26 protein-coding genes and 1 pseudogene are annotated in these 24,631 nt (G+C 73.3%); 14 read left to right on the top strand and 13 right to left on the bottom strand.

The window, feature by feature from the left end; translation table 11 throughout:
* Positions 1-363: 363 nt before the first annotated feature.
* The gene (locus tag ACH5AC_RS15670) at positions 364-939 is read right to left on the bottom strand and encodes a TetR/AcrR family transcriptional regulator (RefSeq protein WP_398862340.1); all 576 of its coding nucleotides are present in this window, start codon (positions 937-939) and stop codon (positions 364-366) included.
* 121 nt (positions 940-1,060) lie between these two features.
* Here ACH5AC_RS15670 and ACH5AC_RS15665 point away from each other — a divergent pair, with 121 nt between their 5' ends.
* A complete protein-coding gene (locus ACH5AC_RS15665; protein WP_398862339.1) occupies positions 1,061-1,216 on the top strand; it encodes a hypothetical protein in 156 nt (51 codons plus the stop codon).
* Positions 1,216-1,776, top strand: coding sequence for a hypothetical protein (locus tag ACH5AC_RS15660; protein ID WP_398862338.1), 561 nt, complete (start codon positions 1,216-1,218; stop codon positions 1,774-1,776). Before ACH5AC_RS15665 ends, ACH5AC_RS15660 begins: the two co-directional genes overlap by 1 nt.
* A 16-nt stretch (positions 1,777-1,792) precedes the next feature.
* On the opposite strand, the gene ACH5AC_RS15655 is transcribed toward ACH5AC_RS15660, so the two are convergent.
* Complete coding sequence (locus ACH5AC_RS15655; protein ID WP_398862337.1) at positions 1,793-1,957, bottom strand: hypothetical protein; 165 nt, start codon at positions 1,955-1,957, stop codon at positions 1,793-1,795.
* A 362-nt stretch (positions 1,958-2,319) separates the two neighbouring features.
* On the opposite strand from ACH5AC_RS15655, the pseudogene ACH5AC_RS15650 reads away from it, so the two are divergent.
* Positions 2,320-2,592 (top strand): annotated as a pseudogene (locus ACH5AC_RS15650) (hypothetical protein); the annotation flags it as partial.
* Positions 2,593-2,959: 367 nt separating this feature from the next.
* Here the strand turns inward: ACH5AC_RS15650 and ACH5AC_RS15645 are convergent.
* Entirely contained in the window at positions 2,960-3,925 is a 966-nt protein-coding gene (locus ACH5AC_RS15645; RefSeq protein ID WP_398862336.1) for a pirin family protein, read from the bottom strand.
* 151 nt (positions 3,926-4,076) lie between these two features.
* Between ACH5AC_RS15645 and ACH5AC_RS15640 the strand changes: the two genes are divergently transcribed.
* The 4 genes from ACH5AC_RS15640 to ACH5AC_RS15625 all read left to right on the top strand — a co-directional run bounded on the left by ACH5AC_RS15640 (position 4,077) and on the right by ACH5AC_RS15625 (position 6,381).
* Complete coding sequence (locus ACH5AC_RS15640; protein ID WP_398862335.1) at positions 4,077-4,568, top strand: MarR family winged helix-turn-helix transcriptional regulator; 492 nt, start codon at positions 4,077-4,079, stop codon at positions 4,566-4,568.
* Positions 4,565-5,008, top strand: a complete 444-nt coding sequence (locus tag ACH5AC_RS15635; protein ID WP_398862334.1) for a MarR family transcriptional regulator — start codon at positions 4,565-4,567, stop codon at positions 5,006-5,008. The genes ACH5AC_RS15640 and ACH5AC_RS15635 overlap by 4 nt, the downstream gene beginning before the upstream one ends.
* Before the next feature lie 107 nt (positions 5,009-5,115).
* Complete coding sequence (locus ACH5AC_RS15630) at positions 5,116-5,481, top strand: tetratricopeptide repeat protein (protein WP_398862692.1); 366 nt, start codon at positions 5,116-5,118, stop codon at positions 5,479-5,481.
* A 213-nt stretch (positions 5,482-5,694) separates the two neighbouring features.
* The gene (locus ACH5AC_RS15625; RefSeq protein WP_398862333.1) at positions 5,695-6,381 is read left to right on the top strand and encodes a peptide deformylase; all 687 of its coding nucleotides are present in this window, start codon (positions 5,695-5,697) and stop codon (positions 6,379-6,381) included.
* Between the two features lie 24 nt (positions 6,382-6,405).
* Here the strand turns inward: ACH5AC_RS15625 and ACH5AC_RS15620 are convergent, their stop codons facing one another.
* Positions 6,406-7,827, bottom strand: coding sequence for a dihydrolipoyl dehydrogenase family protein (locus ACH5AC_RS15620; protein ID WP_398862332.1), 1,422 nt, complete (start codon positions 7,825-7,827; stop codon positions 6,406-6,408).
* A 143-nt stretch (positions 7,828-7,970) separates the two neighbouring features.
* Between ACH5AC_RS15620 and trxA the strand changes: the two genes are divergently transcribed.
* Positions 7,971-8,354: a thioredoxin gene (trxA, locus tag ACH5AC_RS15615; protein ID WP_398862331.1), complete on the top strand. Its 384-nt coding sequence runs from the start codon at positions 7,971-7,973 to the stop codon at positions 8,352-8,354.
* A 7-nt stretch (positions 8,355-8,361) separates the two neighbouring features.
* Here trxA and ACH5AC_RS15610 read toward each other — a convergent pair whose 3' ends face one another.
* The 4 genes from ACH5AC_RS15610 to ACH5AC_RS15595 all read right to left on the bottom strand — a co-directional run bounded on the left by ACH5AC_RS15610 (position 8,362) and on the right by ACH5AC_RS15595 (position 12,424).
* Positions 8,362-9,798: a benzaldehyde dehydrogenase gene (locus tag ACH5AC_RS15610; protein ID WP_398862691.1), complete on the bottom strand. Its 1,437-nt coding sequence runs from the start codon at positions 9,796-9,798 to the stop codon at positions 8,362-8,364.
* Positions 9,799-10,053: 255 nt separating this feature from the next.
* Positions 10,054-10,536, bottom strand: a complete 483-nt coding sequence (locus ACH5AC_RS15605; protein ID WP_398862690.1) for an FAD-dependent monooxygenase — start codon at positions 10,534-10,536, stop codon at positions 10,054-10,056.
* Between the two features lie 86 nt (positions 10,537-10,622).
* Positions 10,623-11,669, bottom strand: coding sequence for a LacI family DNA-binding transcriptional regulator (locus ACH5AC_RS15600; protein WP_398862330.1), 1,047 nt, complete (start codon positions 11,667-11,669; stop codon positions 10,623-10,625).
* A gap of 92 nt (positions 11,670-11,761) precedes the next feature.
* Complete coding sequence (locus ACH5AC_RS15595) at positions 11,762-12,424, bottom strand: TetR/AcrR family transcriptional regulator (RefSeq protein ID WP_398862328.1); 663 nt, start codon at positions 12,422-12,424, stop codon at positions 11,762-11,764.
* Positions 12,425-12,543: 119 nt separating this feature from the next.
* On the opposite strand from ACH5AC_RS15595, the gene ACH5AC_RS15590 reads away from it, so the two are divergent.
* Together ACH5AC_RS15590 and ACH5AC_RS15585 are read left to right on the top strand one after the other, a co-directional pair.
* A complete protein-coding gene (locus ACH5AC_RS15590) occupies positions 12,544-13,107 on the top strand; it encodes an NADPH-dependent FMN reductase (protein ID WP_398862327.1) in 564 nt (187 codons plus the stop codon).
* Between the two features lie 239 nt (positions 13,108-13,346).
* A complete protein-coding gene (locus ACH5AC_RS15585; RefSeq protein WP_398862689.1) occupies positions 13,347-15,014 on the top strand; it encodes a protein kinase in 1,668 nt (555 codons plus the stop codon).
* 29 nt (positions 15,015-15,043) lie between these two features.
* On the opposite strand, the gene ACH5AC_RS15580 is transcribed toward ACH5AC_RS15585, so the two are convergent.
* The gene (locus ACH5AC_RS15580) at positions 15,044-16,063 is read right to left on the bottom strand and encodes an RNA polymerase sigma factor RpoD/SigA (RefSeq protein ID WP_398862326.1); all 1,020 of its coding nucleotides are present in this window, start codon (positions 16,061-16,063) and stop codon (positions 15,044-15,046) included.
* On the opposite strand from ACH5AC_RS15580, the gene ACH5AC_RS15575 reads away from it, so the two are divergent.
* Positions 16,062-16,355, top strand: a complete 294-nt coding sequence (locus tag ACH5AC_RS15575) for a hypothetical protein (RefSeq protein ID WP_398862325.1) — start codon at positions 16,062-16,064, stop codon at positions 16,353-16,355. The two genes, ACH5AC_RS15580 and ACH5AC_RS15575, sit on opposite strands and share 2 nt — an antisense overlap.
* A 334-nt stretch (positions 16,356-16,689) precedes the next feature.
* Here the strand turns inward: ACH5AC_RS15575 and ACH5AC_RS15570 are convergent, their stop codons facing one another.
* On the bottom strand, positions 16,690-18,138 hold the full coding sequence (locus ACH5AC_RS15570; RefSeq protein WP_398862324.1) for an FAD-dependent oxidoreductase: 1,449 nt from the start codon (positions 18,136-18,138) through the stop codon (positions 16,690-16,692).
* 300 nt (positions 18,139-18,438) lie between these two features.
* Positions 18,439-19,746, bottom strand: coding sequence for a polysaccharide pyruvyl transferase family protein (locus tag ACH5AC_RS15565; protein WP_398862323.1), 1,308 nt, complete (start codon positions 19,744-19,746; stop codon positions 18,439-18,441).
* A gap of 177 nt (positions 19,747-19,923) precedes the next feature.
* Here ACH5AC_RS15565 and ACH5AC_RS15560 point away from each other — a divergent pair, with 177 nt between their 5' ends.
* Positions 19,924-20,487 carry a hemerythrin domain-containing protein gene (locus ACH5AC_RS15560; protein WP_398862322.1) on the top strand — a complete coding sequence of 188 codons (564 nt, stop codon included), beginning with the start codon at positions 19,924-19,926 and terminating at the stop codon, positions 20,485-20,487.
* A gap of 219 nt (positions 20,488-20,706) precedes the next feature.
* On the opposite strand, the gene ACH5AC_RS15555 is transcribed toward ACH5AC_RS15560, so the two are convergent.
* The gene (locus ACH5AC_RS15555; protein WP_398862708.1) at positions 20,707-20,847 is read right to left on the bottom strand and encodes a hypothetical protein; all 141 of its coding nucleotides are present in this window, start codon (positions 20,845-20,847) and stop codon (positions 20,707-20,709) included.
* Between ACH5AC_RS15555 and ACH5AC_RS15550 the strand changes: the two genes are divergently transcribed.
* Positions 20,789-22,048 (top strand): MFS transporter, encoded by a 1,260-nt coding sequence (locus tag ACH5AC_RS15550; protein WP_398862688.1) that lies wholly within the window; start codon positions 20,789-20,791, stop codon positions 22,046-22,048. The two genes, ACH5AC_RS15555 and ACH5AC_RS15550, sit on opposite strands and share 59 nt — an antisense overlap.
* A gap of 450 nt (positions 22,049-22,498) precedes the next feature.
* Here ACH5AC_RS15550 and ACH5AC_RS15545 read toward each other — a convergent pair whose 3' ends face one another.
* A complete protein-coding gene (locus tag ACH5AC_RS15545; protein ID WP_398862321.1) occupies positions 22,499-23,026 on the bottom strand; it encodes a hypothetical protein in 528 nt (175 codons plus the stop codon).
* 235 nt (positions 23,027-23,261) lie between these two features.
* Here ACH5AC_RS15545 and ACH5AC_RS15540 point away from each other — a divergent pair, with 235 nt between their 5' ends.
* Positions 23,262-24,602 carry a jacalin-like lectin gene (locus ACH5AC_RS15540; protein ID WP_398862320.1) on the top strand — a complete coding sequence of 447 codons (1,341 nt, stop codon included), beginning with the start codon at positions 23,262-23,264 and terminating at the stop codon, positions 24,600-24,602.
* Positions 24,603-24,631 lie beyond the last annotated feature (29 nt).

Below are 24,631 nucleotides of genomic sequence, written 5' to 3'. Positions count from 1 at the left end.
CCTCGTCCGAGACGTACGTGGTGTGGCGCGCGTGCTGGACGGCATCCGATGCCGCCACTCCACCGTGTGCCCCGGCATGGCTCAGGGTGTGCAGGACGCCTACGCCGAGCAGCAGCAAGGTCAGCAGCACGAGGCGCAGGACTCGGTCGCCCGCCTGCGCACCGTTGTCCATGTGCCCCGGCCGTCGTCTGCGCCGCGCCCCTGGCGAGCGTTCCTGTCCGCCCGGTGGCACAGCGTACCGATGCCATGGCGTTGGTGCGGTCCGGGGTTTGCCCGGCAGTCGTCCGAGGGGGCGGACTTCACCTCCTGGGCCGACCGCCAGGAGCATCCAGCAAGGGCACCGGCTCGCCGCGCCCCGGTAGGTCAGTCCTGGGGACGCAGGCCGGCCAGGGTCACCGTGACAAGCCGCCGCACCGCGGCCTTCGATGACAGGCTTCCGGCGCCGGTGAGGGCGTGCAGGCAATATGCCGCCAGCTCGTCCGGCGCGACATCGTCGCGGACCTCGCCCGCCTGGACCCCCTCGGCCAGCAGCCCGCGGATGAAGTGGCGCAGATGCTGCTCGGCGTGCGCCACATGATCGCCTCGGTGCAGGACGGCCGACAGCTCTCCCCCATGCCCGTACCGCTGCTGCTGAATGAAGGCGTAGCGCTCCAGCACCGCCTCGAGCCGCTCGCCGGGGGTTCCGGGACGGTCACCAAGTTCGGCGAGCTCGGCCAGATGGCCGGCGATCTGGCGCGCGTGCCACGCCGCCAAGATCGACTCGACGTCCGGGAAGTACTTGTAGAGCGTGGCCCGGCCGATGCCGCTCTCCTCAGCGATCCGCGACATCGTCACGCCCCGCAGCCCCTGCTCGACCACGAGCGTCGCCGTGGTCTCCAGCACCGCGTCGCGTACGGCGCGCTTGTGCTCCTCGATGGTCTCGTTCCACAGCTTCGGCACGCGCTCAGTGTACGCGGCGACGACTTCGATACAGCACGGCTTGACGTAGACACAGTGTCTCGATAAGGGTTGCGTACGGGGAGGGACAGCCCTCCGCACCCGCCTGAACCAGGAGATCCGCATGACCGCCTCGTCGTCCGAATCCGCGCCCGGGACAGCACCGCCCACGCCGCGCTGGGTGAAGGTATCCGGCGCCCTGGCCCTGGCCGTCGTCGCCTTGGTCCTCGTCCTGCACCTGACCGGCTTTGTGGGACCCGGCATGCACGGCGGCCACTGATGGCGATGCCGTCCGGCCTGCGCAAGGTCGCGCTCACCGCGCACGTCGCGTCCTCGGTCGGCTGGCTCGGGTCGGTCGCCGCCTTTCTGGCCCTTGCCATCGGCGGCCTGACCCACGAGGACCCCCAGGGCGTGCGGGGCGCCTACCTGGCAATGGACGTGACGGCCTGGTACGTGATCGTCCCGCTGGCATTCGCCTCCCTGCTGACCGGGCTCGTTCAGTCCCTGGGCACTCCATGGGGGCTGCTGCGCCACTACTGGGTGCTGGCCAAGCTCGTGCTGACCATCGTGGCCACCTTCCTCCTCCTGCTGCACATGCAGGTGGTCGAAAAGGTGGCGGACATGGCAGCGGGTACACCCCTGTCCGGCTCGGACCTTGAAGGAATGAAGGTGCAGCTGGTGTTCGACGCCGCGGCAGCCGTCGCCGTGTTGCTCACGACCACGGCTCTGTCCATCTACAAGCCGCGCGGCATCACCCGCTACGGATGGCGGGTGCAGCAGGACCAGCGCACCGACCGGCGCGGCGGGGCAGTGGACGCGACGGCTCCGGCCCGGGCCTGACGAGGCCGACTACGGCTCAGTACGCAACGGTCGCAGCGGCCGCAAACATCGGCAGCGCCAGAAACAGCCGGTCGGCGCCGGCCCGAGCGCGCTGCTCGGTGATCCACGAGTCCGTCTGGTCACCGGTGACGGCGCCGGACGAGCAGGCGCCTTCGGCCGGTCCGAACAGCAGCGGCAGCATCGTCGGCCCAGGCAGTGAAGACGCCCGTGTGCACCTCGACCGTCACCTCGCCGAAGCCGCCATGGCCGGTTCCCCGGACGGGGCGGTGCGTAGCGAGTCCATCAGTGGGTGCGACCCGCGACGTGCGGAACACCGGTGACGGCCGCGGAGCACGGGACGCACCACCGTACACAGTCCGGCGGGTGACCGGTGGCAGGACGGCGGGGAGCAGTTCGTGCCACAGCAGGTACCAGCGGTCGGCGCTCAGCGGGCGGGGTGCGGTCAGGTGGGTGGTGGCGCGCTCCTGTTGGAGCAGGGAGGCGGTGTGGGCGGCCAGTGGGGACCGGGCGACGACGGCTACCGCGAGAGCCGGCGTCCATGGCGCCCTGCTCCGGCTGCCCGGCATCGCCCTCGCCCTGGCCGCCCTCAGCTTCCTCGGTCTGGGCGCCCAGCCGCCCTCCCCCGAGTGGGGCCTGCTGCTCGCCGAGAACCAGCCCTACGCCGAACGCGCCCCCTGGGCCGTGCTCGCCCCTGCCGCCGTACTCGCCCTGCTCGGCGCGCTGGCCGTGACCGACCTGCCCAAGAACCTGGTAGTCCCTCTCTGCGCAGCGCTTTTCGGATCGCACACAAGCGGCACCGCCGACAGACAGCGGTGACATCGCACTCTTGCGCAACCTCAACAAGGCGGCACTGTGAGCAACGCCGGCCCTCCGCAACGCCTGACTCGACCGCCAGCCAGGTCGACATCGGTCCGGACGCCACCGAACCTGCAAACACCTCCGCAAGTCCCGCAGTCGGGAAAAGAGCCCCTCGCCCGGGCCTGACGAGGCGTCAGCAAAGTCAGCATTGGGTCAGCAAGAGTCCTGCCACAGCCGCGCACAGACAGCCACACTGTGGAATCGCCAAATGCACCGACATGAGCCAGCGGCCGTTCGGACAGCTCCCGGCAAGCAGGTGGAAGACAGCGAGAATTACCCGACCGCCTTCCGCCCCGCGCCCCCAGCGCTGACGCATTTCCGCAGGTCAGCGCACCCTTCCCCGCGGCTTCAACGGCACCGGTGGTAGCTCCGGTGCGGGCAATGGAGCACCGTCGTACCCCTTGACCTCCCCGAACCGCGTCCCTTCCACCCAGTCCTGACGCGCCTGTGCGATCTCTTCCTGGGACCGTCCGATCCAGTTCCAGAACATGATCAGCTCCTCCTCGAAGGGCTCGCCGCCCAGGAGCATCAGGGCGGCGTCCGAGTCGGCGCGCAGGGGGAGTTCGCCGCGGCCGCAGCCGAGGTAGAGCATGGAGCCGGGGAGGACGGGGACGCCGTCGACGTGGGCCTCGCCGGACATGGAGAGGACCGCGTACTCGAAGTCCGGCTCCAGGGGCAGGCGTACGTCCGCGCCGCGGGTGAGGGTCAGGTCCGCGCCGACGATCGGGGTGTACGCCGTGCCGGGTGAGGTCGCGCCGTCCAGGGAGCCGAGGATCAGCGTCGCCTCCAGGCCGGGCGCGGTGACCATCGGAAGGTCGGCGTGGTGCTCGAAGCGCGGGGCGGTGTGCCGGTGCCCGTCGGGCAGGGCGACCCACAGCTGGGCGCCGTGCAGGAAGCGGGCGTGCGGCTTCGGGCTCTCCTCGGAGTGGCTGATGCCCCGGCCGGAGGTCATCAGGCCCAGTTCACGCGGGCGGATCGTCTGGAGGCTGCCGGTGGAGTCACGGTGGAGCACCTCGCCCTCGTGCAGCCAGCTCACCGTCTGCAGGCCCATGTGCGGGTGGGGCGGCACCTGCATACCGGGCTCGTCGGCGATGTCGTCCGGGCCGTAGTGGTCGACGAAGGCCCAGGCTCCGACCATGCGGCGGCCGAGATTGGGCAGCAGTCGTCGGACCTCGGTCGACTCGCCGAGCGGCACTCGTCGAGGGCTCAGGAGTTCTCGTACCGGCTCGCTGACGACGAACCCGCGGCCGCCGCACACGCTGGGCACCGCCTGACGGTCAAGGTTGCTCATGGCCCTCAACCTAGTCGCCGTGCGCGCCGGGCGGCAGGCCATGGCCCGGCCAGGAGGGGTGGGGCGCGGCGGACCCGACGCCGACAACTTGCAGATTTGGCCGCAGCCCAATAGTAGCCATGTACATAGTAGCCATGTAATGTATCGCTTCATGAGCAAGGGCTCCCCGGGCCCCACGCCCGGCTTTCTGGTGTGGCGGCTCGCCAACAAGTGGCGGGTCGCCGTCGATCGGGCGATGGCACCGCTCGGGCTGACCCACGCGCAGTACGCGGTGGTGGCGTCGCTGTACGCCATGCAGCGCGCCGGCGAGCGGCCCAGTCAGCGGCGGCTCGCCGACCGTACGGGACTGGAGCCGCTGTACGTGTCGAAGCTGGCGCGCGCCCTGGAGTCGGCCGGGCTGATCGAGCGCACCCGCGATCCCCGCGATCCGCGCGCCGTGCAGCTCGCCCTCACCGGGCGGGGCCAGGACCTCACACGGCAGGCCGTCGAGGTGGTCCAGGGACTGCTCGAGCAGTTGCTGGAGCCGCTCGGCGGCCTCGACGGCCCGCGGACGCGCGCCTTCACCGAGGAACTGCTGACCCTGCTCGACGCACCTCTCGATCCATCCGTGCGCGACGACGAGGACACCCGGAGGACCACATGACCAGTACCTCACCCACCGCCGACAGCCGCGCCCTCGGCCTGGCCCACTACGCCGCCCGCGGGGTCCTGGAGCAGGTCCTGGCCCGGCACGGCATCACGTTCCAGCAGCAGATCGCCCTGCGTGCGGCCGTCACCGCCGAAGTCCCTCCGACTCCGGACGAGCTGGTCGTCCAGGTCCGGGGCTCACTCAAGGCCGAGGCGCCTGAGCTGCGCGCCACCGTCGACGCGCTGCTGGACAAGAAGCTGCTCACCACGGAGGGGCCGCGGTTGCGCCCCACGGATGCCGGGCGGGAGCTGCTCGCCGGCGTCGGCGCCGAGACCGGACCGATCACCGCCCGCATCTGGGGCGGAATACCGGCCGAGGACCTGGCCGCCACCGGCCGGGTGCTGGCGCTGGTCACGGAGCGCGCCAACGCGGAGCTGACCGCGCTGACCTCCTGACCGGCCGAGGATCGGCCAAGGACCGGCCAAGGACCGACCGAGGGCAACTGGTGGAATATTCAACCAACAGGCGCGGTTGACGGCCTCGAAGGAGGTCACGAGTGGACATGACACACAACAACGCCACCGGCTCCGCGTACTACGCGCACGGAACACCGGCGGAGCGCTGGGAGCGCGCACGGCTGTTCTTCGACGCCAAGGACTACACCGCGGCGGCCCGCGTGCTCGACGGGCTCGTCGAGGAGGTTCCGGAGCAGACCGGGCCGCGGCTGCTGCTGGCGCGCGCGTACTACCACTCGGCCCAACTGCGCCGTGCCGAGGCCGAGTTGCGGGTCATCGTCGAGCGTGACCCGGTGGAGCACTACGCCCGGCTGATGCTCGGCCGCACCCTCGAACGCCAGGGGCGTGCCGAGGAGGCGGAGACGCACCTGCGTGTCGCCTCGGCGCTCTCGGGTGACTTCGAGCAGATCTGACACACGGCGGCGACGACAGAAGGCGACAGCGAGGCCCGGCTTCCGCGAACCAAGGAAGCCGGGCCTCACGCACGCTCATCCCCCGCCAGCGGAATGCCCGGCAGCGGGACGAAGTACCCGAGCGCCGGGATCCGCGCGGGTTCCCGCCACTGCCCGTGACCCATGTCACACGTCCGCCCCTCGTCGCGTCCGTCGCCGTGGCATGCTGGCGCGATGGCATCTCCCCGCAGTCGTACGCCGGCCGCCCGTGGTCGTACGTCATCTCCGCGCAGCCGTACGTCCCTTGCCGACCTCGTCGAGGAACTCCTCGCCACTGGAGGCCCGTTGCCCATCGTCGCGGCGGGCGACCCCGTGCTGCGTGCCGGAACCGAGCCCTACGACGGCCAGTTGAGCCCGGCGCTGCTCGCCCGCTTCGTCGAGGCGCTGCGGGTCACGATGCGTGCGGCGCCGGGTGTGGGGCTGGCCGCACCGCAGGTCGGAGTGGCGCTGCGGATCGCGGTGATCGAGGATCCGGCGCCGGTCCCGGAGGAGGTGCGGGTGGCCCGGGGCCGGGTGCCGCAGCCGTTCCGGGTGCTGGTCAATCCGTCGTACGAGCCGGTCGGCGGCGAGCGCGCCGCGTTCTTCGAGGGGTGTCTGAGTGTGCCGGGGTGGCAGGCGGTGGTGGCCCGGCACGCGCGGGTGCGGCTGACCGGTGCGGACGAGCTCGGCCGGCCGGTGGACGAGGAGTTCACCGGATGGCCCGCCCGGATCGTCCAGCACGAGACGGACCACCTGGCCGGCATGCTCTATCTGGACCGGGCCGAGATCCGTTCACTGTCGTCGTCCCGGGCCATGACGGAGCGGTGGGCGCAGGCCACCCCGGAGCGGGCCGCCCGGGAGCTGGGTTTCGAGCTGCCCTGAGCGGCAACCGCCGTACACCGCGGGTCAGTTGTCGCGGTACGCCTCCAGCAGGCGCAGCCAGACCTCGCTGATCGTCGGGTAGGACGGGACCGCGTGCCACAGGCGGCCGACGGGCACCTGGCCGGCGACCGCGACGGTGGCGGAGTGGATGAGTTCGCCGACGCCGGGGCCGACGAGGGTCACCCCGCGCAGGATCTCCTCCTCCAGGTCGACGACCATGCGGGCACGGCCCTTGTAGCCGTCGGCGTAGAGGCCGGCGCCCGCGACCGACGACAGGTCGACGTCGACGGCGCGCACCCGGTGGCCGGCCTGTTCCGCCTCGGCCAGGGAGAGGCCGACGGCCGCCGCCTCGGGGTCGGTGAAGACGACCTGCGGGACCGCGTGGTGGTCGGCGGTGGCCGAGTGGGCGCCCCACGGGTCGGACTCCGGGAGGGGCACGCCGGAGGCGCGGGCGGCGATGGCGGCGCCGGCGATACGGGCCTGGTACTTGCCCTGGTGGGTGAGGAGGGCTCGGTGGTTGACGTCGCCGACCGCGTACAGCCAGTCGGTGCCGGTGACGCGCAGGGTGTCGTCGACGTCCAGCCAGGAGCCGGGCTCCAGGCCGACCATGTCGAGGCCGATGTCGTCGGTGCGCGGGGCTCGGCCGGTGGCGAAGAGGATCTCGTCGGCCTCGATCCGTTCGCCGCCGTCGGTGACGACCGTGACGGTGCCGTCGTCGGACCGGGTGACGGACTCCACCGAGGTGCCGGTGCGCACGTCCGCGCCCGCCTCGGTCAGCGCCTCGGCGACCAGTTCCCCGGCGAAGGGCTCCATGCGCGGCAGCAGGCCCTTGCCGCGCACCAGGACGGTGACGTGGGCGCCGAGCGCCTGCCAGACGGTGGCCATCTCGGTGGCGACCACTCCCCCGCCGACCACGAGGAGCCGGCCGGGCACGGACTGTGCGCTGGTGGCCTCGCGGCTGGTCCAGGGCCGGACGTCGGCCAGGCCCGGCAGGTCGGGCAGGGCGGCGCGGCTGCCGCTGCAGACGGCGACGGCGTGCCGGGCGGTGAGGACCTTGTCGCCGACGGTGACCGTGCGGGAGCCGGTGAGACGGCCGTGGCCGCGGTACAGGTCGGCGCCGGTGCCCTCCAGCCAGGACACCTGGCCGTCGTCCTGCCAGTCGGAGGTGTGGTGGTCGCGGTGGGCGAGGACCGCGAGGGCGTCGAGGGGGCCCTGCACCGACTGGCGCAGACCGGGCACGCGGCGGGCGTCGGCGCGGGCGATCACCGGGCGCAGCAGGGCCTTGCTGGGCATGCACGCCCAGTACGAGCACTCGCCGCCGACCAGTTCGCTCTCCACCACCGCGGTGGACAGGCCGGCCGCGCGGGTGCGGTCGGCGACGTTCTCCCCCACGGGACCCGCGCCGAGTATCACGACGTCGTACGCGATGGTTTCCGTTTCCGTCATGGGGTCAGTCTGATGGGTGGTGTGTGCCGAGGCCACACGGGTAGGGGCGCGGAATACGCCGTCGGCCGTCCGTGTTGTTCGGGCGGCTTCACCCCATGCCGGGAAGAACCTGGCAGGAAGCACCGGGAAGAGGGATTCACGCCATGAGCAGCACCGTGGAGCTCACCAAGGAGAACTTCGACCAGACCGTCACGGACAACGAGTTCGTCCTGATCGACTTCTGGGCGTCCTGGTGCGGGCCGTGCCGTCAGTTCGCCCCGACCTACGAGAAGGCCGCACAGGACAACCCCGATCTGGTGTTCGGCAAGGTGGACACCGAGGCGCAGCCGGAGCTGGCCGCGGCCTTCGGCATCCAGTCCATCCCGACGCTGATGATCGTCCGCGACCAGGTCGCGATCTTCGCCCAGCCGGGCGCGCTGCCCGAGGCCGCCCTGGCGGATGTGATCGGGCAGGCGCGCAAGCTGGACATGGACGAGGTCCGCAGGCAGATCGCCGAGGACCAGGCGAAGCAGGCCAAGTCCGAGTGAGACCTGCCTAGAACGGGTACGTCGCCGTGTCCCCGCGCACCGTCGTCCAGCGGGTGTCGGTGAAGGCTTCCAGGTTGGCCTCGCCACCGAAGCGGGCGCCGGTGCCGGAGGCGGCGACCCCGCCGAAGGGCGCGACCGCCTCGTCGTTCACCGTCTGGTCGTTGATGTGCACGATGCCGGTGGGGACGCGCTCGGCGAGGGCGAGGCCGCGGGCGGTGTCGCGGGTGACGATGCCCAGGGAGAGCCCGTAGGGGCTGTGGGCGGCCAGGGCGGCGGCCTCCTCGTCGGTGGTGAAGGACCGGACCGGCGCGACCGGGCCGAAGACCTCCTCCGCGTAGGCCGGGGTGCCTTCGTCGGCGCCGGCCAGGACGGTGGGCCGGTAGAAGAGTCCGTCGTGGGTGCCGCCCGCGGCGAGTTTGGCGCCGGCCGCGGTGCTGGCCTCCACCAGGCCGTGCACCTTGGCCAGTTGGCCGTCGTCGATGAGCGGGCCGAGGTGGACCTGGTCGCGGTGCGGGTCACCGACGGCCAGTGTGTCGGCCTTGGCGGCGAGCCGTTCGACGTACTCCTCGTAGAGGGAGGCGTGGACCAGGTGGCGGCCGGTCGTCATGCAGATCTGGCCCTGGTGGAAGAAGGAGCCCCAGGCGGCGGTGGAGATCACCGCGTCAAGGTCGGCGTCCTCCAGCACGATCAGCGCGGAGTTGCCGCCGAGTTCCAGATGCGCGCGCTTGAGGTGGCGTCCGGCGGACTCGCCGACGGCCCGGCCGGCGGTGGTGGAGCCGGTGAAGGAGAGCACGGGCACACGGGGGTCGGCGACGAGCGTCGCGCCGGTGTCCGGTCCGCCCGGCAGGATGTGCAGCAGCCCCTCCGGCAGGCCGGCCCCGGCGAACACGGCCGCGAGGGCGAGACCGCCGCAGACCGCGGTGCGCGGGTCCGGTTTCAGGACGACCGCGTTGCCCAGCGCGAGCGCGGGGGCGACCGAGCGGATGGACAGGATCAGCGGGGCGTTGAACGGTGCGATGACCCCCACGACGCCCACGGGCACCCGGCGGGTGTACGACAGCCGGGGCGCCTCGCTGGGCAGTATCTGTCCGCCGGGGCGGGAGGCGAGCGCGGCGGCCTCGTAGCACTCCTGGGCGGCGACATGCAGTTCGAAGTCGGCCTTGCCGGGGATGGAGCCGGACTCGCGGACGATCCACTCGCGCAGTTCGTCGGCGTGCTCGGTGAACAGGTCGCCGGCCCTGCGCAGCACGGCGGCGCGGGCGAAGTGCGGGGTGCGGGCCCAGGCGGTGCGGGCGGCGTCGGCGGTTTCGGTGGCCGCGGCGACGTCGTCGGGGCCGGCCAGGGTGATCGTGGCGAGGGTGTCGCCGGTGGCGGGTTCGGTGACGGGGTGTTCGGGGCCGGTCAGGGGGCGGGACTGCCAGGTCTTGCGGTCGAGCAACGGCATGACGGCTCTCCGTTCGGTGACCCGGGGCTCAGGTGGGGAGGGGAGCCCCGTGTTGTGGGCCGCCGGTTCGGCGGCGGCGTGGCGGGAGACGGTGATCCGGCGCAGCCGGGCGAGCTGCATCCGGTGGTCGATCGCGCCCCCATATGGTTGAGCGTGCAACATCCTAGTCATGAGGCACAGGCCCGAGTAGCTGTCCGGCGCCCGTAGAGACGGGAGACACGCTTCGCCCGCATGCGGTGCAGGGCGCAGCCGCGTTCATGTCGCCCGTGGATCAACTCCTCGCAGAACGGCCGGACTTCGCGAGGATGCCGAGCCAGGCGTGCGGGTGGTCGTGGGCGTACGACCTGCTGGAGCCGCCGGGAAGGCCCTCGTGCCGGAAGCGCACAACGGGGCTGTCGCTCTTCGGTTTCTCGACCGAGGGCTTCCGCGGCGAACAACAGCGGGGGCGCGTCGGCGAGGGGAGGGGCGATCAGGTTCCTTCACGAGTTCGGTCCGGGCGTGGATGGTGCCGGTGCGGCCGCCCGTGGGGGACGGAAAGTCGACGCGGTGGCGTTCACGCTCGAGGCACAGCTCGATGCCGCGGTGGACCGACCCCTCGCGGTCCAGGCGGTCGGCGGTGCCGGCCTCCCGCCGCGTGTCGACCGTGCCCTGCTCCAGCATTCCGGCGCGCCGGCGCTGTTCGACGTGGGTACGGGTCCCGCTCTGCAGGAGCGCGCAGTCGACGCGCGCGCGGTGCAGCAGGCGGGCGAGGAGCGGTCCGGCGGGGCCGCGGCCGATGATGCCGGCGTCGTGCGCAGGGGCTGCTTCCCTGGTGCGAGGGCGGATCAGCTGGACTCGCGGGGGACCACCGTGACCCCGAGGGCCGCGCGGGGCTCGATCGGGGCGGCGGGGTCGCGCACCGCGCGGTCGACCAGTGCGGCCAGTTCGCGGCCGGACGGCAGATCTATGTGGACGGTGCTGAGCCGGGGCCGGAGCAGTCTGCCCAGCAACAGGTCGTCGGCGCCGACGACCGCCGTGTCCTCGGGCACGCGGATGCCCGCGTCGCGCAGGGCGCTCATCACCAGGATGGCGTACTCGTCGTTGAACGCGAACACGGCGTCGAGGTCGAGTTCGCGCCAGTGGGCGGCGAGGGCGGCCGCGGACTCCTCGGTGTAGGCGAGGTCCAGCGTGGTGACGGTGGCGTCGGTGCCGCGCAGGGCGGCGCGGGTGCCGTCGAGGCGGGGCCGGGAGAAGATGTCCAGGCCGCGTTCCCGGGGCACGACGACGCCGATGCGGCGGCGGCCGCGCGCGTACAGATGGCGGGCGGCGGCCGCGCCGACCGCGCACTGGTCGAGCACGATCCCGTGGGCCCCCTCGACGTGGTCGGGGGCGAGGGTGACGACGGCCCGGGCGCCGGAGCGCTTGAGCACGGCCACGCCCTCGGGGCCGATGCCGGGTCCGGGCACCAGGACGGCGACGGGTCTGAGCTCGGCCCAGGCGCGGGCCGCCTCGTCGCCGCGCAGGCCGCAGGCGCCGTACTGGACGACGGTGTAGTCGAGGCGGCTGAGGGCCTGCTGGAAGTCGTGCACGAACTGGCTGTAGAGCGGGCCGGCGGGCACCTGCGGGGCGGGCATCAGGACCATGCGGCTGTGTCCGGCGCGCAGGCTGCGGGCGGCCGCGTGGGGGACGTATCCCAGCTCGCGGGCGGCGGCGCGGACCCGGCGGCGGGTGGGCTCGCTGATCCGTACGGCGCTGGTTTCGTTGAGGACGTAGGAGACGGTCGCGCGGGAGACGCCGGCCAGGCGGGCCACGTCGGCGCTGGTGGGCACGGAGCGCGGCGCCGGCGACGACGGCGGCGCGGGCGTGTCGGGTATCTGCACCACGTACGGCATCTTGGCAGAACCAGGGGCCCGGTTCCCGGTACGGGGGAACACGGGTCGCGGCCGTGCCCCCGGCGTCCTGGACGGAACCCGCACCGACCTGCTCAGACGTCGGCCGGGGCCGCGGTCACCCGGTCGACCAGGTCGATCCAGCCCGTCTCCAGGCGCTCCAGGGGCATGCCGCACTGGCGGGTCAGGTGGTGGACCCGGGCGGGGTCGAGATGGCCCAGCAGGGTCAGGGCCAGCAGGGCGCAGTCGGCGTCCGGTACGGCCTCGCGCAGCAGCAGGGTGACATGGGCGGCGTTGACGCGCAGGGCGGGGTGGGAGTAGCGGCGGGGCGGGTCCGGCTGTGCGGCCAGGTGCAGGTCCAGCTGTTCGTGGACCTGGCGCAGCTGTGCCAGGCCGAACGCCTTCAGACGGTCCACCGGCGGTGCTCCGGGGCCGAGCGGTGGCGGGCCGCTGAGGAAGTCGGCCTGCAGCCGGCGCGCGGAGTGGTCCAGCAGGGCCGCCAGCAGGCCGGTGCGGTCGCCGAAGCGGCGGAAGACGGTGCCCTTGCCGACCTGGGCGGCGGTGGCCACGGCCTCCATGGTGAGGTTCGCGGCGCCGTGTTCCCTGACCAGCCGGGCGGCGGCGTCCAGCAGGCGGGCCCGGTTGCGGGCGGCGTCGGCGCGCAGGCAGGGCTCGTCCTCCGGGGCGCCGAGTTGGATCAACTCGCCGCCGCCGAGAGGTTCCTGGGGGTGAGGGAAGGGCGGCGGAACGACGGACATGAAACCCAGGGTAAACCATGGGGAATGAAACTGGACCGCGGTCCGGTTGAGGTGGTAGACCAATTAAACGGACCTCGGTCCGGATCATTCGGCAGTGTTTCATCCTCTGGGAGTACGTCATGTCTGTTCGCATCCTCGCGCTCGTCGGCAGCCTCCGCGCCGGTTCGCACAACCGTCAGCTCGCCGAGACGGCCGTCAAGCTCGCCCCCGAGGGCGTCGAGGTCGTGCTCTTCGAGGGCCTCGCCGACATCCCCTTCTACAACGAGGACATCGACATCGCGGGCGCCGTCCCGGCCGCCGCCGCCAAGCTGCGGGAGGCCACGGCAGGCGCCGACGCGGTGCTGCTCTTCACGCCCGAGCACAACGGCACCATCCCGGCCGTACTGAAGAACGCCATCGACTGGCTGTCCCGCCCGTACGGCGCCAGCGCCATCTCCGGCAAGCCCGTCGCCGTGGTCGGCACCGCGCTCGGCCAGTACGGCGGCGTATGGGCGCAGGACGAGGCCCGCAAGTCCGTGGGCATCGCCGGCGGCAAGGTGATCGAGGACATCAAGCTGTCCATCCCGAGCTCCATGAACCGCTTCGCCGAGACCCACCCGGCCGACGACGCCGAGGTCACCGCCCAGCTGACCGAGGTCGTCGCCCGCCTGCACGGATACGCCGGCGACTCCGCCGCCGCCTGAACCCGGCAGCCCACCAGCACGCCTCCCAGGGGGCCGGAGCACCGCGCTCCGGCCCCCTGGGGCGTCGAACGCATCGGTGGCCGCCCCCGGCCGCGACCTGACCGCCGCGGAGGAGGGAAATCCGCCGCGGGAGCCCACCGAAGTGCTTGAATCCCTGAACACGGGCCGCACCCAGGACTAGCCTCGTGATCCCCTTCGCGGGCGAACTGGCGTACGGCTACGACGACTTCAGGAGTTCAGTGTCCGACCAGCGGCCAACACCACCGGGCCCCGCGGCGCACGAAGCGGCCGCGCTCCGGCAGAGCGGTGCGTCCCCCCTGCGGCCCGGCGACCCGCTCCGGGTCGGCCCCTATGTGCCGCTGGCGCTGCTCGGCAGTGGCGGGATGGGGCGGGTGTATCTGTCCCGGACTGTCGATGACGGGCCCGGGCTGTACGCGGTGAAGGTGATCCGGCCGGAGTACGCCGAGGACGTCCGGTTCCGGCGGCGCTTCGCGCAGGAGGCGTCGGTGCACTCCCGGATCGGCCCGCCCCACGCCCCGAGACTGTGCGGGACCGGCTTCCACGACGAACTGCTCTGGATGGCCACCGAGTACGTCCCCGGCATCGATCTCGCGGCCGTGGTCCGGGAGGACGGCGCGCTGGCGAGCGCCGCCGTGTGGGAGCTGCTGGCGCGGCTGGGGCGCGCGCTCGCCGCGCTGGCCGCCGCGGGGATCGTGCACCGGGACCTGAAGCCGTCCAACGTGCTGCTGTCGGTGCGGGGCGCGCAGGTCATCGACTTCGGGATCGCCAAGGCCGCCGACGCCAGCGCGATCACCGGCACGGGCAACCGGGTGGGCACCCCCGCCTACATGTCGCCGGAGTATCTGCGCACCGGCCACTGCGACACCGCGTCCGACGTGTTCTCGCTCGCCGGGACGCTGGTCTTCGCAGCGACGGGACACGCCCCGTTCGGCGACGGCACCGGCGTCGACGTGATGCACCGGGTGGCCTTCGAGGAGCCGAACCCGGAGGTGCTCGCCGCGATCGGCCCGGAGCTCAAGGCACTCCTGTCGGGCTGCCTCGCCAAGGAGCCCGCCGCCCGCCCCACCCCGCGGGACCTGATCGGCATCGCCGAGGCGCACACCCCGGTGTCCGGCTGGCCCGAGCCGCTGCACAGCAGGGTGCTGGCACGGCAACGGGCGTACGCGACCCTGCACCGGCTGCCGGTGACACGGGCGGCGCTGCTGCGGCCCCCGGGCCCCCGGCACGGCGCCGCCCCCGAACCGGTGCCTCCGCCGGCGCCGGCGGGCTTACGAGGCCGACGCCCCCGCAGGAAGCACGTGCTCGGCGTCGCCGCCTGCGTCACGCTCGCCGCCGTGACCGCCGGCATCGTCGCCCTCACCGGACAGGACGCCCCCGCGACGGCCGACGCCCCGGAGGCCGTGGCGCCACCGCCCGACTCCCTGCCCCGCACCGCCCCCGGGAGCACCGGGCGGCCGTCGACGCCCGGCCTGTCCGACGGCGCGTCTCCCGCGGGCGAGCCGAGCGGCCCCGCCGAGACCGGCGCCGACCAGCCCACCGCCCACCCCTCCACGGCCGCCCCCACCGCCTCAGCCACCCCCGGGACGCCCACGCCCACCCCGTCCGTGAGCACGTCACCGTCCGAACCGGTGGTCCAGCCCTGGAACTCCGAGTGCACCCACTACTTGGGCAGCGGCCGCACCCGCCTCGGTGACAGCGGCAAGCGGGTCCAGCAGGTGCAGTGCATACTGGCCCACCGCGGCTACGGTCCCGGCGTCGGTGACCCGGACGGTGAGTTCGGCGCCGACACGGAGAGCGCGGTGCGTGCCTTCCAGGGCGACAAGGGGCTGACGCCCGACGGGGTCGTGGACCACGGGACCTGGGTGGCGCTGCGCGGCAACGACTGACCGGCGCGGGCCCGCCACCGCCACTGCCGTCACCCCACCCAGTCCAGCAGGCGCTCCCTGGTCGCCGGTTCGCGCAGCCGGGACAGCGACTCCTTCTCCAACCGGCGGACGCGTTCGCGGGTCAGGCCGACATGGCGGGCGACCTCCTCCAAGGTGCGGGGGTGGCCGTCGTGGAGGCCGTGGCGCAGGCTGAGGATCAGGGCCTCGCGGGGCGCCAGGGTGCCGACGGCCTCCCTCAGCTCCTCGGCGAGCGCCCGGAATTCGGCGAGGTCGGGGCCCTGGAGCACCTCGGTGTCGGGGATGAGGTCACCGACCACCGTCTCACCGGTGTCGTCCACCGGGGTGTCCAGGCTGACCGCGTCCCGTCCGACCCTGCGCAGCCACACCACCCGGTCCTCGGCGAAGTCGCTGTGCCCGGCGATCTCCTGGACCGTCGGCTCGCGTCCCAGGTCCTGCCGCAGCCGCCGTTCCACCTTGGCCAGGCGCCGCAGCTCCTCCACGACGTGCAGGGGCAGCCGTACCGTACGGGCGTGCCGGGCCAGCCCGCGCTCGATGGCCTGGCGGATCCACCAGGTGGCGTACGTGGAGAACTTGAACCCCTTGGTGTGGTCGAACTTCTCCACCGCGCGGATCAGGCCGAGGTTGCCCTCCTGGATCACGTCGAGCAGCGGCAGCCCGCGCTGGGCGTGCCGCTTGGCCATCGCGACGACGAGCCGCAGGTTGGCGCGGATCATATGGTCCTTGGCCGCCTGGCCGTCGCGGACCGCCGCCTCCAGCTCCCGGCGCCGGCCGGGTGTCGGCGCGGGTTCGCCCACGTCGGCCTGTTCCAGCTCGTGCGCCGCCCGCGTCCCGGCCTCGATGCGCCGCCCGAGGGCCACCTCCTGCTCCGCGCTCAGCAGCGGCGTCGCGGCGATCCCGGCCAGATAGCGGCCCAGCAGATCGGGGTCGTCGTCGGGCTCGGGCATCCGGCGGCGCAGCCGGGCCGCGTGTGTGGCGGCCCGCCGGTCCTCGCGCGGGTCAGTGGACAGTGCCCGTGTGCCGGGAGGCATGACCGTGGTTCCTCCGCCCTTGTGTGCCGTCTGCTCCGGGTACCCGGAGCGCCCGCACGAGAACGTCGTGCGGCGTCGCCGTCCCGGAGCGGAGCGCCGCGATGTCCCCGCGCCGACCGTCGACGCCCGTGCCCACGCCCTGGCCGGTGACGGAACCACCAACGACCAGCCGGCACCGGCGGAGCTGGTGGACTCGCTGGGCACGGCCGTACGCGAAGGACGGTCCGCCGCGCACGGTGCCCGTCCCCGCCGGCCGGTCCTGCCGGCTGCCCGGCGCGCCCGGACCCCGTGACCGTCGCGGCGACGGTGACCGGGACGGTGAGGAAGACCAACGGGACTCTGGGACGACCAGCGGTCCAGGACCCGGACCCACGCCGTGTGGATCACTTCCGACGGCAAGTGGGACGGGGGCGGTGTGAGCGGCAACGACTTCGGCGGCGACGCGGCGGCGGCCACCCCCTTCGACACCGCGCCCGGCGGTCGCTGGGACGACAACGAGTCCTCGGCCCCTGTCGTCACCTTCCCGTCGTCCGCCCGAAGGGCGGGCCGCGCGGCGTCCGGCGTGTGCGATCGCAAGGCGCCGGAGTGCCCGCGTGGCGGGCGGGAACTTGACGACAGGCCCCAGGTCAGCGCCGCCGGGGTACGGGTTCCCGGGGTTCCAGGCGCAGATGGGCGCCCTGGCGCAGGAGGGCGCGCTGGACGGCGTGGTAGGGCACCTCGCGGGGGCTGCGGCCGAGGCGGACGGACAGCGCGGCGCAGACGCCGGCCGCCTGGCCGGTCGCCATCGCGATCGGCATGACGCGGTAGGAGGAGTGCGCCACGTGGGTGCCGGAGATGCAGCGGCCGGCGACCAGGACGCGGTCGAGGTCCTGGGGCAGCAGACAGCGCAGCGGGATGTCGTAGAAGCGTCCGCGGGGGACGCGCTTGAGGACGGTGCCGCTGCCGCGGGGGTTGTGGATGTCGACGGGGTACGCGCCGTGCGCGATGACGTCGGGGAAGGCGCGCGCCGCGAGGATGTCATGGCCGGTCAAGTGGTAGTCGCCGAGGACGCGACGCGTCTCCCGTACGCCGATCTGGACGCCGCTCTGCGCCACGTACGACTTCCTGAAGCCGGGCACGCGCTGTCGCAGGAAGCGGTCGATCTGTTCCATCTGCCGGCGGGCGGCGTACTCGGCGCGGCTGAGGTCCCACACGTCGGTGCCGAGCGCCCGGGTGACCCGGGTGCTGTTGACGCTGACCTCGCGGGGGTGCGGGGTGCCGAAGAAGAGGATGTCCTCGCGGGACAGGCGCAGTTCGCCCGCCTCGGTGGCCTGCTGGACGAGGTCCCACAGGCCGTGCACGCCCCGCCACTGGTCGGGATTCTCGCTGACGTACTCCGCGAACCGCGGCTGCAGGAAGTCGACGACGCGGAACATGAGGGTCATCGGCTGCACCAGACCGTCCTCCGGTCGGCCGATCTCGTACGGCGCCCCGCAGGCGGCGGCGATGTCGCCGTCCCCGGTGCCGTCGACGACGACACCGGCGTCGATCACGACCGGGCCCGACTTGGTCTCGAAGACCACCCGCCAGCCGTCGTCGAGGGGCAGCGCGGCGGAGGCGAAGGAGTGGAACAGCATGCGCACCCCGGCCTGGTCGAGCAGGTCGAGGAGGACGAGTTTGTAGATCTCCGGGTCGAAGGGCACGGTGTAGCCGGTGTCGGGGGACGGCGGCACGCAGCCGCCGCGTGCGGTCAGCCGGTCGAGGAGCAGCCACAGGAACCCGGCCACCACCGGTTCGCCCTCGCCGTGGTCGGTGGGCAGCAGCCTGCCGTGCCCGCCGCCGTCGAACACGGCCTGCTTGTGCTCGTTGTGGAACGACATCAGCGGCATGACGAGGGCGACGGTCGCGTTGCCGCCGAGGAAGCCGTAGCGCTCCACGAGGACGACGTCGGCCCCGGCGTCGGCGGCCGCGTACGCCGCGGCGGTACCGGCCGGGCCGCCACCGACGACCAGGACGTCGGTGCGACCCCCGTGGTGGGCCGGGCGCGGCGGGAGGGTGACGGTCCGGGAGTCTCGCGGTGGTTCCAGGATGGGCATCGGATCTCCCGTCGACTGGGTCGGATGAGCACGGGCACGCGGTTGTGGTCCGGGGGCGGGGGTTCAGGGGGGCCGGGGTCGGGCTCCCAGGGCAGGGGACCGGGCTCCCGGGAACGCCGAGGCGAGAGGGCCCCAGATCCCGAAAGACCGAGGCGCCCGGCAGGGCCGAGGCTCCCAGAGGGCCGGGGCGGGGTCCCGGAGGGCGGCCGGGGTTTCGGGAGGCCCCGGGGGCCGGGTTCCCGAGGGTCGTGGGGTGCGAGGGTCCGGGGTCCCCGGGTGCCGGGCCCCGGTGGCGGGTGGTCACGCTCCCGTGCCCGGGTTCCTCGGGGCGGCCGCGGTCGCGGTGGGGGTGAGCAGGCGCAGGTCGGGGGCGCCGGGGCGCGGGGCGCCGTCCGTCGGTCGTACGGCGGTGTCGGCCGGGTCGCCGTCCAGCCGTCGTACGGCGGTGTCGGCCAGGTCGCTCTCCCCCGCGCCGTCGAGGAGGGTGCCGCAGCGGGCGCAGGTCTCCTGGGCCAGTCCCTGCAGGTCGGCGACGCGGCTGCGCAGGTCGGAGCGGCGCTGCGGGAACTCGTCCCAGAGCCGGTCCACCTCGGCGAGCAGCAGCCCCGCCTGCTCCCGGGCCACCCCGACCAGCGCGGGCGCGCCCATGCGGCGGGCGAAGTCGAAGACCTTGCCGGAGTACGGCAGTGGCAGCACGGGCAGCCCGGCGAGCGCGGCGAACATCACGAAGTGCAGACGCATGCCGACGGCGAGGTCGAGCCGGCTCATGAAGCCGAGGACCTCGCCGGGGCGGTAGACGTGGTGCAGGATGCGCCCCTGGTCGGGGGCGGTCATCCGGGACAGCACCCCGTGGGCGTGCCGGACGTCCTGGCGCTCCATCGGCACGAAGACGACATGGGCGTCCAGGCGTCGTACGAGGAAGTCGGCGACGTCGGCGAGCAGCGCGTGGTAGTCGCCCTCGTCGAGTTTCTCCGCCGCCCGGCCCGGCTCACGCACGGACATCCCGACCAGCCGGGCGTCCAGGGGCAGGCCCTCCTGCCGCATCATCGCCTCGGTGAAGGGCTCGGGGGGCAGCAGCAGCGCGGGATCAGCGGTGACGGTGAGCTCGCGTTCGACGCCCACCTCCTCCAGGACCAGTTTGGACTCCTCGTCGCGCACCACGAGGTCGTCCATGTCCGGCAGCACGCTCCGCACCGCGTCCCGGTCGTCCGGGTCGCGCAGCGGACCGGCGCCGACCGCGTAGCCGAAGGTGGGCACGCCCCGTTCGTGCGCCGCGCGCACCAGGCGCAGATAGCGCCGGGCCTCCCCGTCGTAGAGGATCCCGCCGCCACCGAGAACCAGCAGGTCCAGGCAGCCCAGCGCGTCTAGCACGGGTTTGCGCGGAACGCCCTCCCAGTCGACGACCTCGTCGGCGTCGGCCTGGTGGGAGCGGGTGTGCTCGGCGTTGCGGCTGAGCACGACGAGCCGGGCGTCCGGCCGGTGGGTGCGCAGACAGCGCAGGACGCACATCAGGATGGCCTCGTCCCCGATGTTGCGGCCGCCGAAGGAGCCGAGCAGACCGATGCGTGGGGCCGAGGGCAGGGGCGCGGGGCGCCGGGTTCCGGTCATCCGGACCTCCTGTCCGAGGAGCCGAGGAGTCAAGGAGCCGAGATGGCGGCTCTCCGAGTACCCGCGCCGCGCGAGCGATGTCTGCCCGCCGGCCGTGGGGTGTGGCGCCCGCCGCACGGGGGACCCGAGGCGAGGCGGGCCCGTCCGGGCCACGCAGCCAGTCAGGAGGTGAAGGACATGGCACATGGCGGGAACGTCATCGACGAGCTCGTGACCGACCACCGGGAGGTCGAGGAGATCTTCGGCCGGATCGAGGCGCTGCCGTCCGGTGACAAGAACCGGAAGCTGCACGCCGACCGGGCCACCATGGAGCTGGTGCGGCACTCGGTGGCCGAGGAGGAGTACCTGTATCCAGCCGTGCGTGAGCATGTGGCGGGCGGGGACGCGCTGGCCGACAAGGAGATCGACGACCACTCCAGGGCCGAACGGATCATGAAGGACCTGGAGCGGTGCGAGGCGGACGATCCCGAGTTCGACCGGCTCATGGGGCTGCTCATGAACGAGATCCGCTCCCATGTGGCCGACGAGGAGGAGAACCTCTTCCCCAGGCTGCGGGCGTCCTGTGACGCGAAGACGCTCGACACGCTGGGCGACAAGGTGCGCCAGGCGAAGAAGATGGCCCCGACCCGGCCGCATCCCTCGGCTCCGGACAAGCCGCCCGCCAACAAGATGCTGGCGCCGGGCGCCGGGCTGGTGGACCGTCTGCGCGACGCCCTCACGGGCCGCGGCAAGAAGGGGTGACGACGGGTCCGACCCGACCCTGAACCGACCCTGTGAGCAACCGCACTCGGCCCGCCAAGTGCGGGCCCAGCAGGGTGATTTGGCAGGTACGCGGGTGAGGGGGCCGGGGTGATCGGCGACGACTCGGTGGTTCCGTCTGCCACGATGGGCCGCGCTTCCCCCGACCCCCACCTCCGGCGCCCCGCCAGGCGTCGCGGATCGCGCCGTGCCTACTGCCTCTCACCCCGTTTCCTCCGCCTCCGACTCCCGCACCTCCGCCGCCGCCTCGCACTCGCCGTGGCGGTCGCTGCGGTACCGCAGCATGCGCTGGTGGTCCGTCGCGAACTTCGTGTCGAACGCCGGTACGTGGATGCAGCTCACGGTGCAGAACCTGCTGGTCCTGCAGATCACCGGCTCCGCGGCCGCGACCGGTCTGTCGATGTCCGTGCAGGCCGCCCCCGCACTGTTCATGAGCCTGCTGGGCGGTACGGCGGTGGACCGCTGGCCGCGCAAGCTGACCGCCGCGGTCAGCCAGGCGCTGCTCGGCGCGGTCGCCTTCACCACCGCCGTGCTGGTGGCGCTGGACCGGCTCGACATGACGTCCCTGCTGGTGCTGGCGGCCGTCACGGGCATGATCGCCACCGTCGACGGGCCCGCCTGCGCGCTGCTCGGCAATGACCTGGTCCCGGTGGAGGACGTCCCGTCCGCGATCGGGGTCGGCGCGCTCGTGCACAACGCGGGCCGGCTGGTCGGCGCGGCCCTCGCGGGTGTGACGGTCGGGTTCCTCGGCACGGCCTCCGCGTACGCGGCCAACGGGCTGTCGTTCGTGTTCGTGGCGTCGGTGATTCCGTTCCTGCGGCCGGCCCGGGGTGCCGTCCCGGCCCCGGCGCGGGGCGCGCGCGGTCGGCGCTCGTCGTCGGACCGGCGGCACGACATGACCATGCGCCAGGGGCTGGCCTTCTTCGCGCGCCGCCCCCGTCTGATCGCGCTCGCCGCCGTCACCGGGGTGAGCGCCGTCTTCGGACGCAACTACGGGCTGACCCTGGCCGTGCTCGTCACGGGTCCGCTGGCCGGCGGGGCCGGGGCCTTCGGCACGGTGTCCACGGTGCTCGCGGTCGGCGGCATCCTGGGCGCGGTGCTCGGCGCCAGGCTGCGCCGGCCGTCGGTGCGGCTGGTGGGCACCCTGGCGGCGGTGGGCGGGCTGCTCCAGGTGGCGGCCGGGCTGTCGCCGTCCCTCGCCGTGCTGCTGGTGCTGGTGCTGCCCATGGCCGTCGTGGAGTCCGTCTCGGACACCGCCGGGACCGCCGTACTGCAGACCGACCCGCCCGCTCATCTGCGGGGGCGCGTGCTGGGCGTGTGGAGCAGCATCGGCACGGTGTGGAGCCTGGGCGGCCCGCCGGCGCTGGGCCTGCTCATGGAGCTGGCCGGCGCGCGCGGAGCCCTGGTGGCCGGCGGCCTGATCGTCACCGTGACTATCGCAACCGGCCTGACCGCCCGTACCCGCCGGCTGCGCGCACCGGTCCCCCTGCCCAGGCTGGAGGGCGACGTCACCGAGCGCGAGGCACTGGGCGCGGCGGCCTGAGGCGGCGGCGACGAGAGTGCGCCGAGCGCCGTACGAGCACGGCGGGGTGGCGCGCCCAGCGGGCCGCAACCGGCCGCCGCACGGCACACGCGACAGTCGTACGGGACGCGAGGCACTGTCCCCGAACGGACCGCAGCCTGCCCCCGCACGGCACACGCGACGACCGCACGGACACGAGGCAACGCACCGGCAGGGCCCCACCTGCCGCCGACCGGCGCACGGCCGCACGAGCTCGGCACGGTTCACCCAGCGGACCACGCCACCGTCACACGGCACGGACACAAGGCGGCGCGCCCAGCAGGCGGGGTGTTGCAGCAGGCGGTGCGCGCAGCTGCCGTACCGGTGCTGGGCGGTCCCCGCAGCGGGCGGCACCGGCCACCCGACCGTGCGTGCGGCGGCCGCACGAGAGACGAGACGGCGCCGGAGCGGCCGTACGGAACCCCTCGGGCGTCAGGCGATGAGGGTCTGGCCCGGGGTGAGGCGGTCCTGCAGTTGGGCCTGGTGCAGTTGGGAGACGGGGGCGACCAGGTCGGGGTGGCGGAGCAGGGCCGCTGCCTGGCGGTCGCGGTCGTCGGGGTCCACCAGACGGCGGAACTCCACCGGCAGCCCCGGGGTGTGGCTGCTGTCACCGACCGCGAGGACGGCCCGCCGGGCGAGGCCGGAGTCGGCGAGCAGGCAGGCGGCCCAGCTGGCCACGACCTCGTCCACCCAGGTCCGCCAGGCGTGCTCGTCCTGGTCCTGGTCCGTGCCCTCGTCGCCGCCGGTGATCCAGTCCAGTCGCGCGGAGCCGCCGGGCCCGGCCATGCCGACGAGCGCGGCGTCCATCGGGGTCGGGTAGCGCAGCCAGGCCGCGACGGTCACGGCCTGCCGCGCCTGCACCTCGCACAGGGCTGACGCGAGGGCGCCGCCGCAGGGCGGGTAGGCGCGCATCAGCCACTGGGCGGTCGCCGCGATGAGCGGGGAGAGATCTGCGAGCACTGCCGGGCCGTCCGAGGTCTTGCGGGGAACAGGGACTCCCAGAAACGGTAGCCCGCCGACGGCCCGCCGGACATGGCCGTGACCACCGGACCTGGGTGGCCTCGGACACATCGAACGGCCGGTGTACGGCCGGCCAACTGATCCCGGCAAGTGATCGAAACCCCTCACGGACCGGGGTAACTGGCAGTAACTTCTGTCATGCTCGCACCACACCCCACCCCTCAGGAGACCCCCCATGCGCAGACTCATCGCCGGCTTGGCGGCGGCAGCCGCCACGCTCGGCGGGCTCACGGCCGCCGCGCCCTCGGCCGCAGCCGCCGACTCGGGCACCTTCAGCGTGCTCAGCTACAACGTGGCCGGCCTCCCCGAGGCCATCTCCAGCGCGCCCACCCCGCGCCAGTCCAGCACCACGGAGATCGGCAAGCGGATCGCGCCGTACGACGTCGTCCACGTCCAGGAGGACTTCAACTACCACGCCTACCTGTACGCCGCCGACACCGCGCACCCCCACCGCACCCCCACCAGCGGCGGGGCCGGCATCGGCAGCGGGCTCAACTCCCTGTCGAAGACGCCCTACGACGAGGACGACTTCGAGCGGGTGCGCTGGCGGACCTGCACCTTCGGCTCGGGCGACTGCCTCACCCCGAAGGGCTTCACCTTCATGCGGGAGCGCCTCGCCGAAGGCGTGTACGTGGACTTCTACAACCTGCACACCAACGCCGGGACCAACGACGACGACCTGAAGGCGCGCGCCGACAACCTCAGCCAGCTCACCGACTTCATCAGAACCCACTCCGCGGGCAACGCGGTCGTGGTCATGGGCGACACCAACACGCGCTACACCCGCTCCGGCGACACGATCGCCGAGTTCGCCGCCGCCAACGGCCTCACCGACCCGTGGGTGCAACTGGTCCGCGGCGGCACCGCGCCCGCCAAGGGCAGCCCCGCGCTGGTCTGCGACCAGACCGGGCCGACCGTGCCCAACACCTGTGAGGTCGTCGACAAGGTCCTCTACCGGGGCAGCAGGCTGGTCTCCCTCGACGCCACGTCGTACAGCAACGACCACGCCAAGTTCCTCACCGACGGCGGGCTGATGCTCTCCGACCACGACCCGATCGCCGTCGGCTTCACCTGGTCGCGCAACGCCGCGTACCAGCTCAGCGACCAGTTCGGCGGCCCGCACGGGGACTACTTCACCGACATCGACCGCGTGCCCGCCAAGGCCCGCGCCACCACCGTCGCGCTGCGCGCCGGCTCCCGCGTCGACCAGCTGGGCGTGACCCTGAGCAACGGCACCACGCTCACCCACGGCGGCACCGGCGGCACCGCCGCCTCCCTCACCCTCGGCGGCGACGAGTACCTGACGGCCGCCCAGCTGTGCCGGGGCCAGAAGGACAGCCACACGAGGATCTTCTACGCCAGGTTCACCACCAGCCTCGGCCGCACCCTGGCCGGCGGCACGACGACCACCGACTGCGTCACCCGCACCGCACCCTCCGGCTGGCAGATCGCCGGGTTCCACGGACGCGCCGGCAGCGAGGTCGACAAGATCGGCTTCATCTTCACCCAGCGCTGAGCCGGGTCGTGCTCGGGGCAGTGCCGACC

Origin of the sequence: Streptomyces sp. NPDC018693, from assembly GCF_044391385.1 — a bacterium.
Taxonomy (GTDB): domain Bacteria; phylum Actinomycetota; class Actinomycetes; order Streptomycetales; family Streptomycetaceae; genus Streptomyces.
Note: the sequence above shows the minus strand (reverse complement) of the source record. Positions and strands in the feature narration are given on the sequence as shown.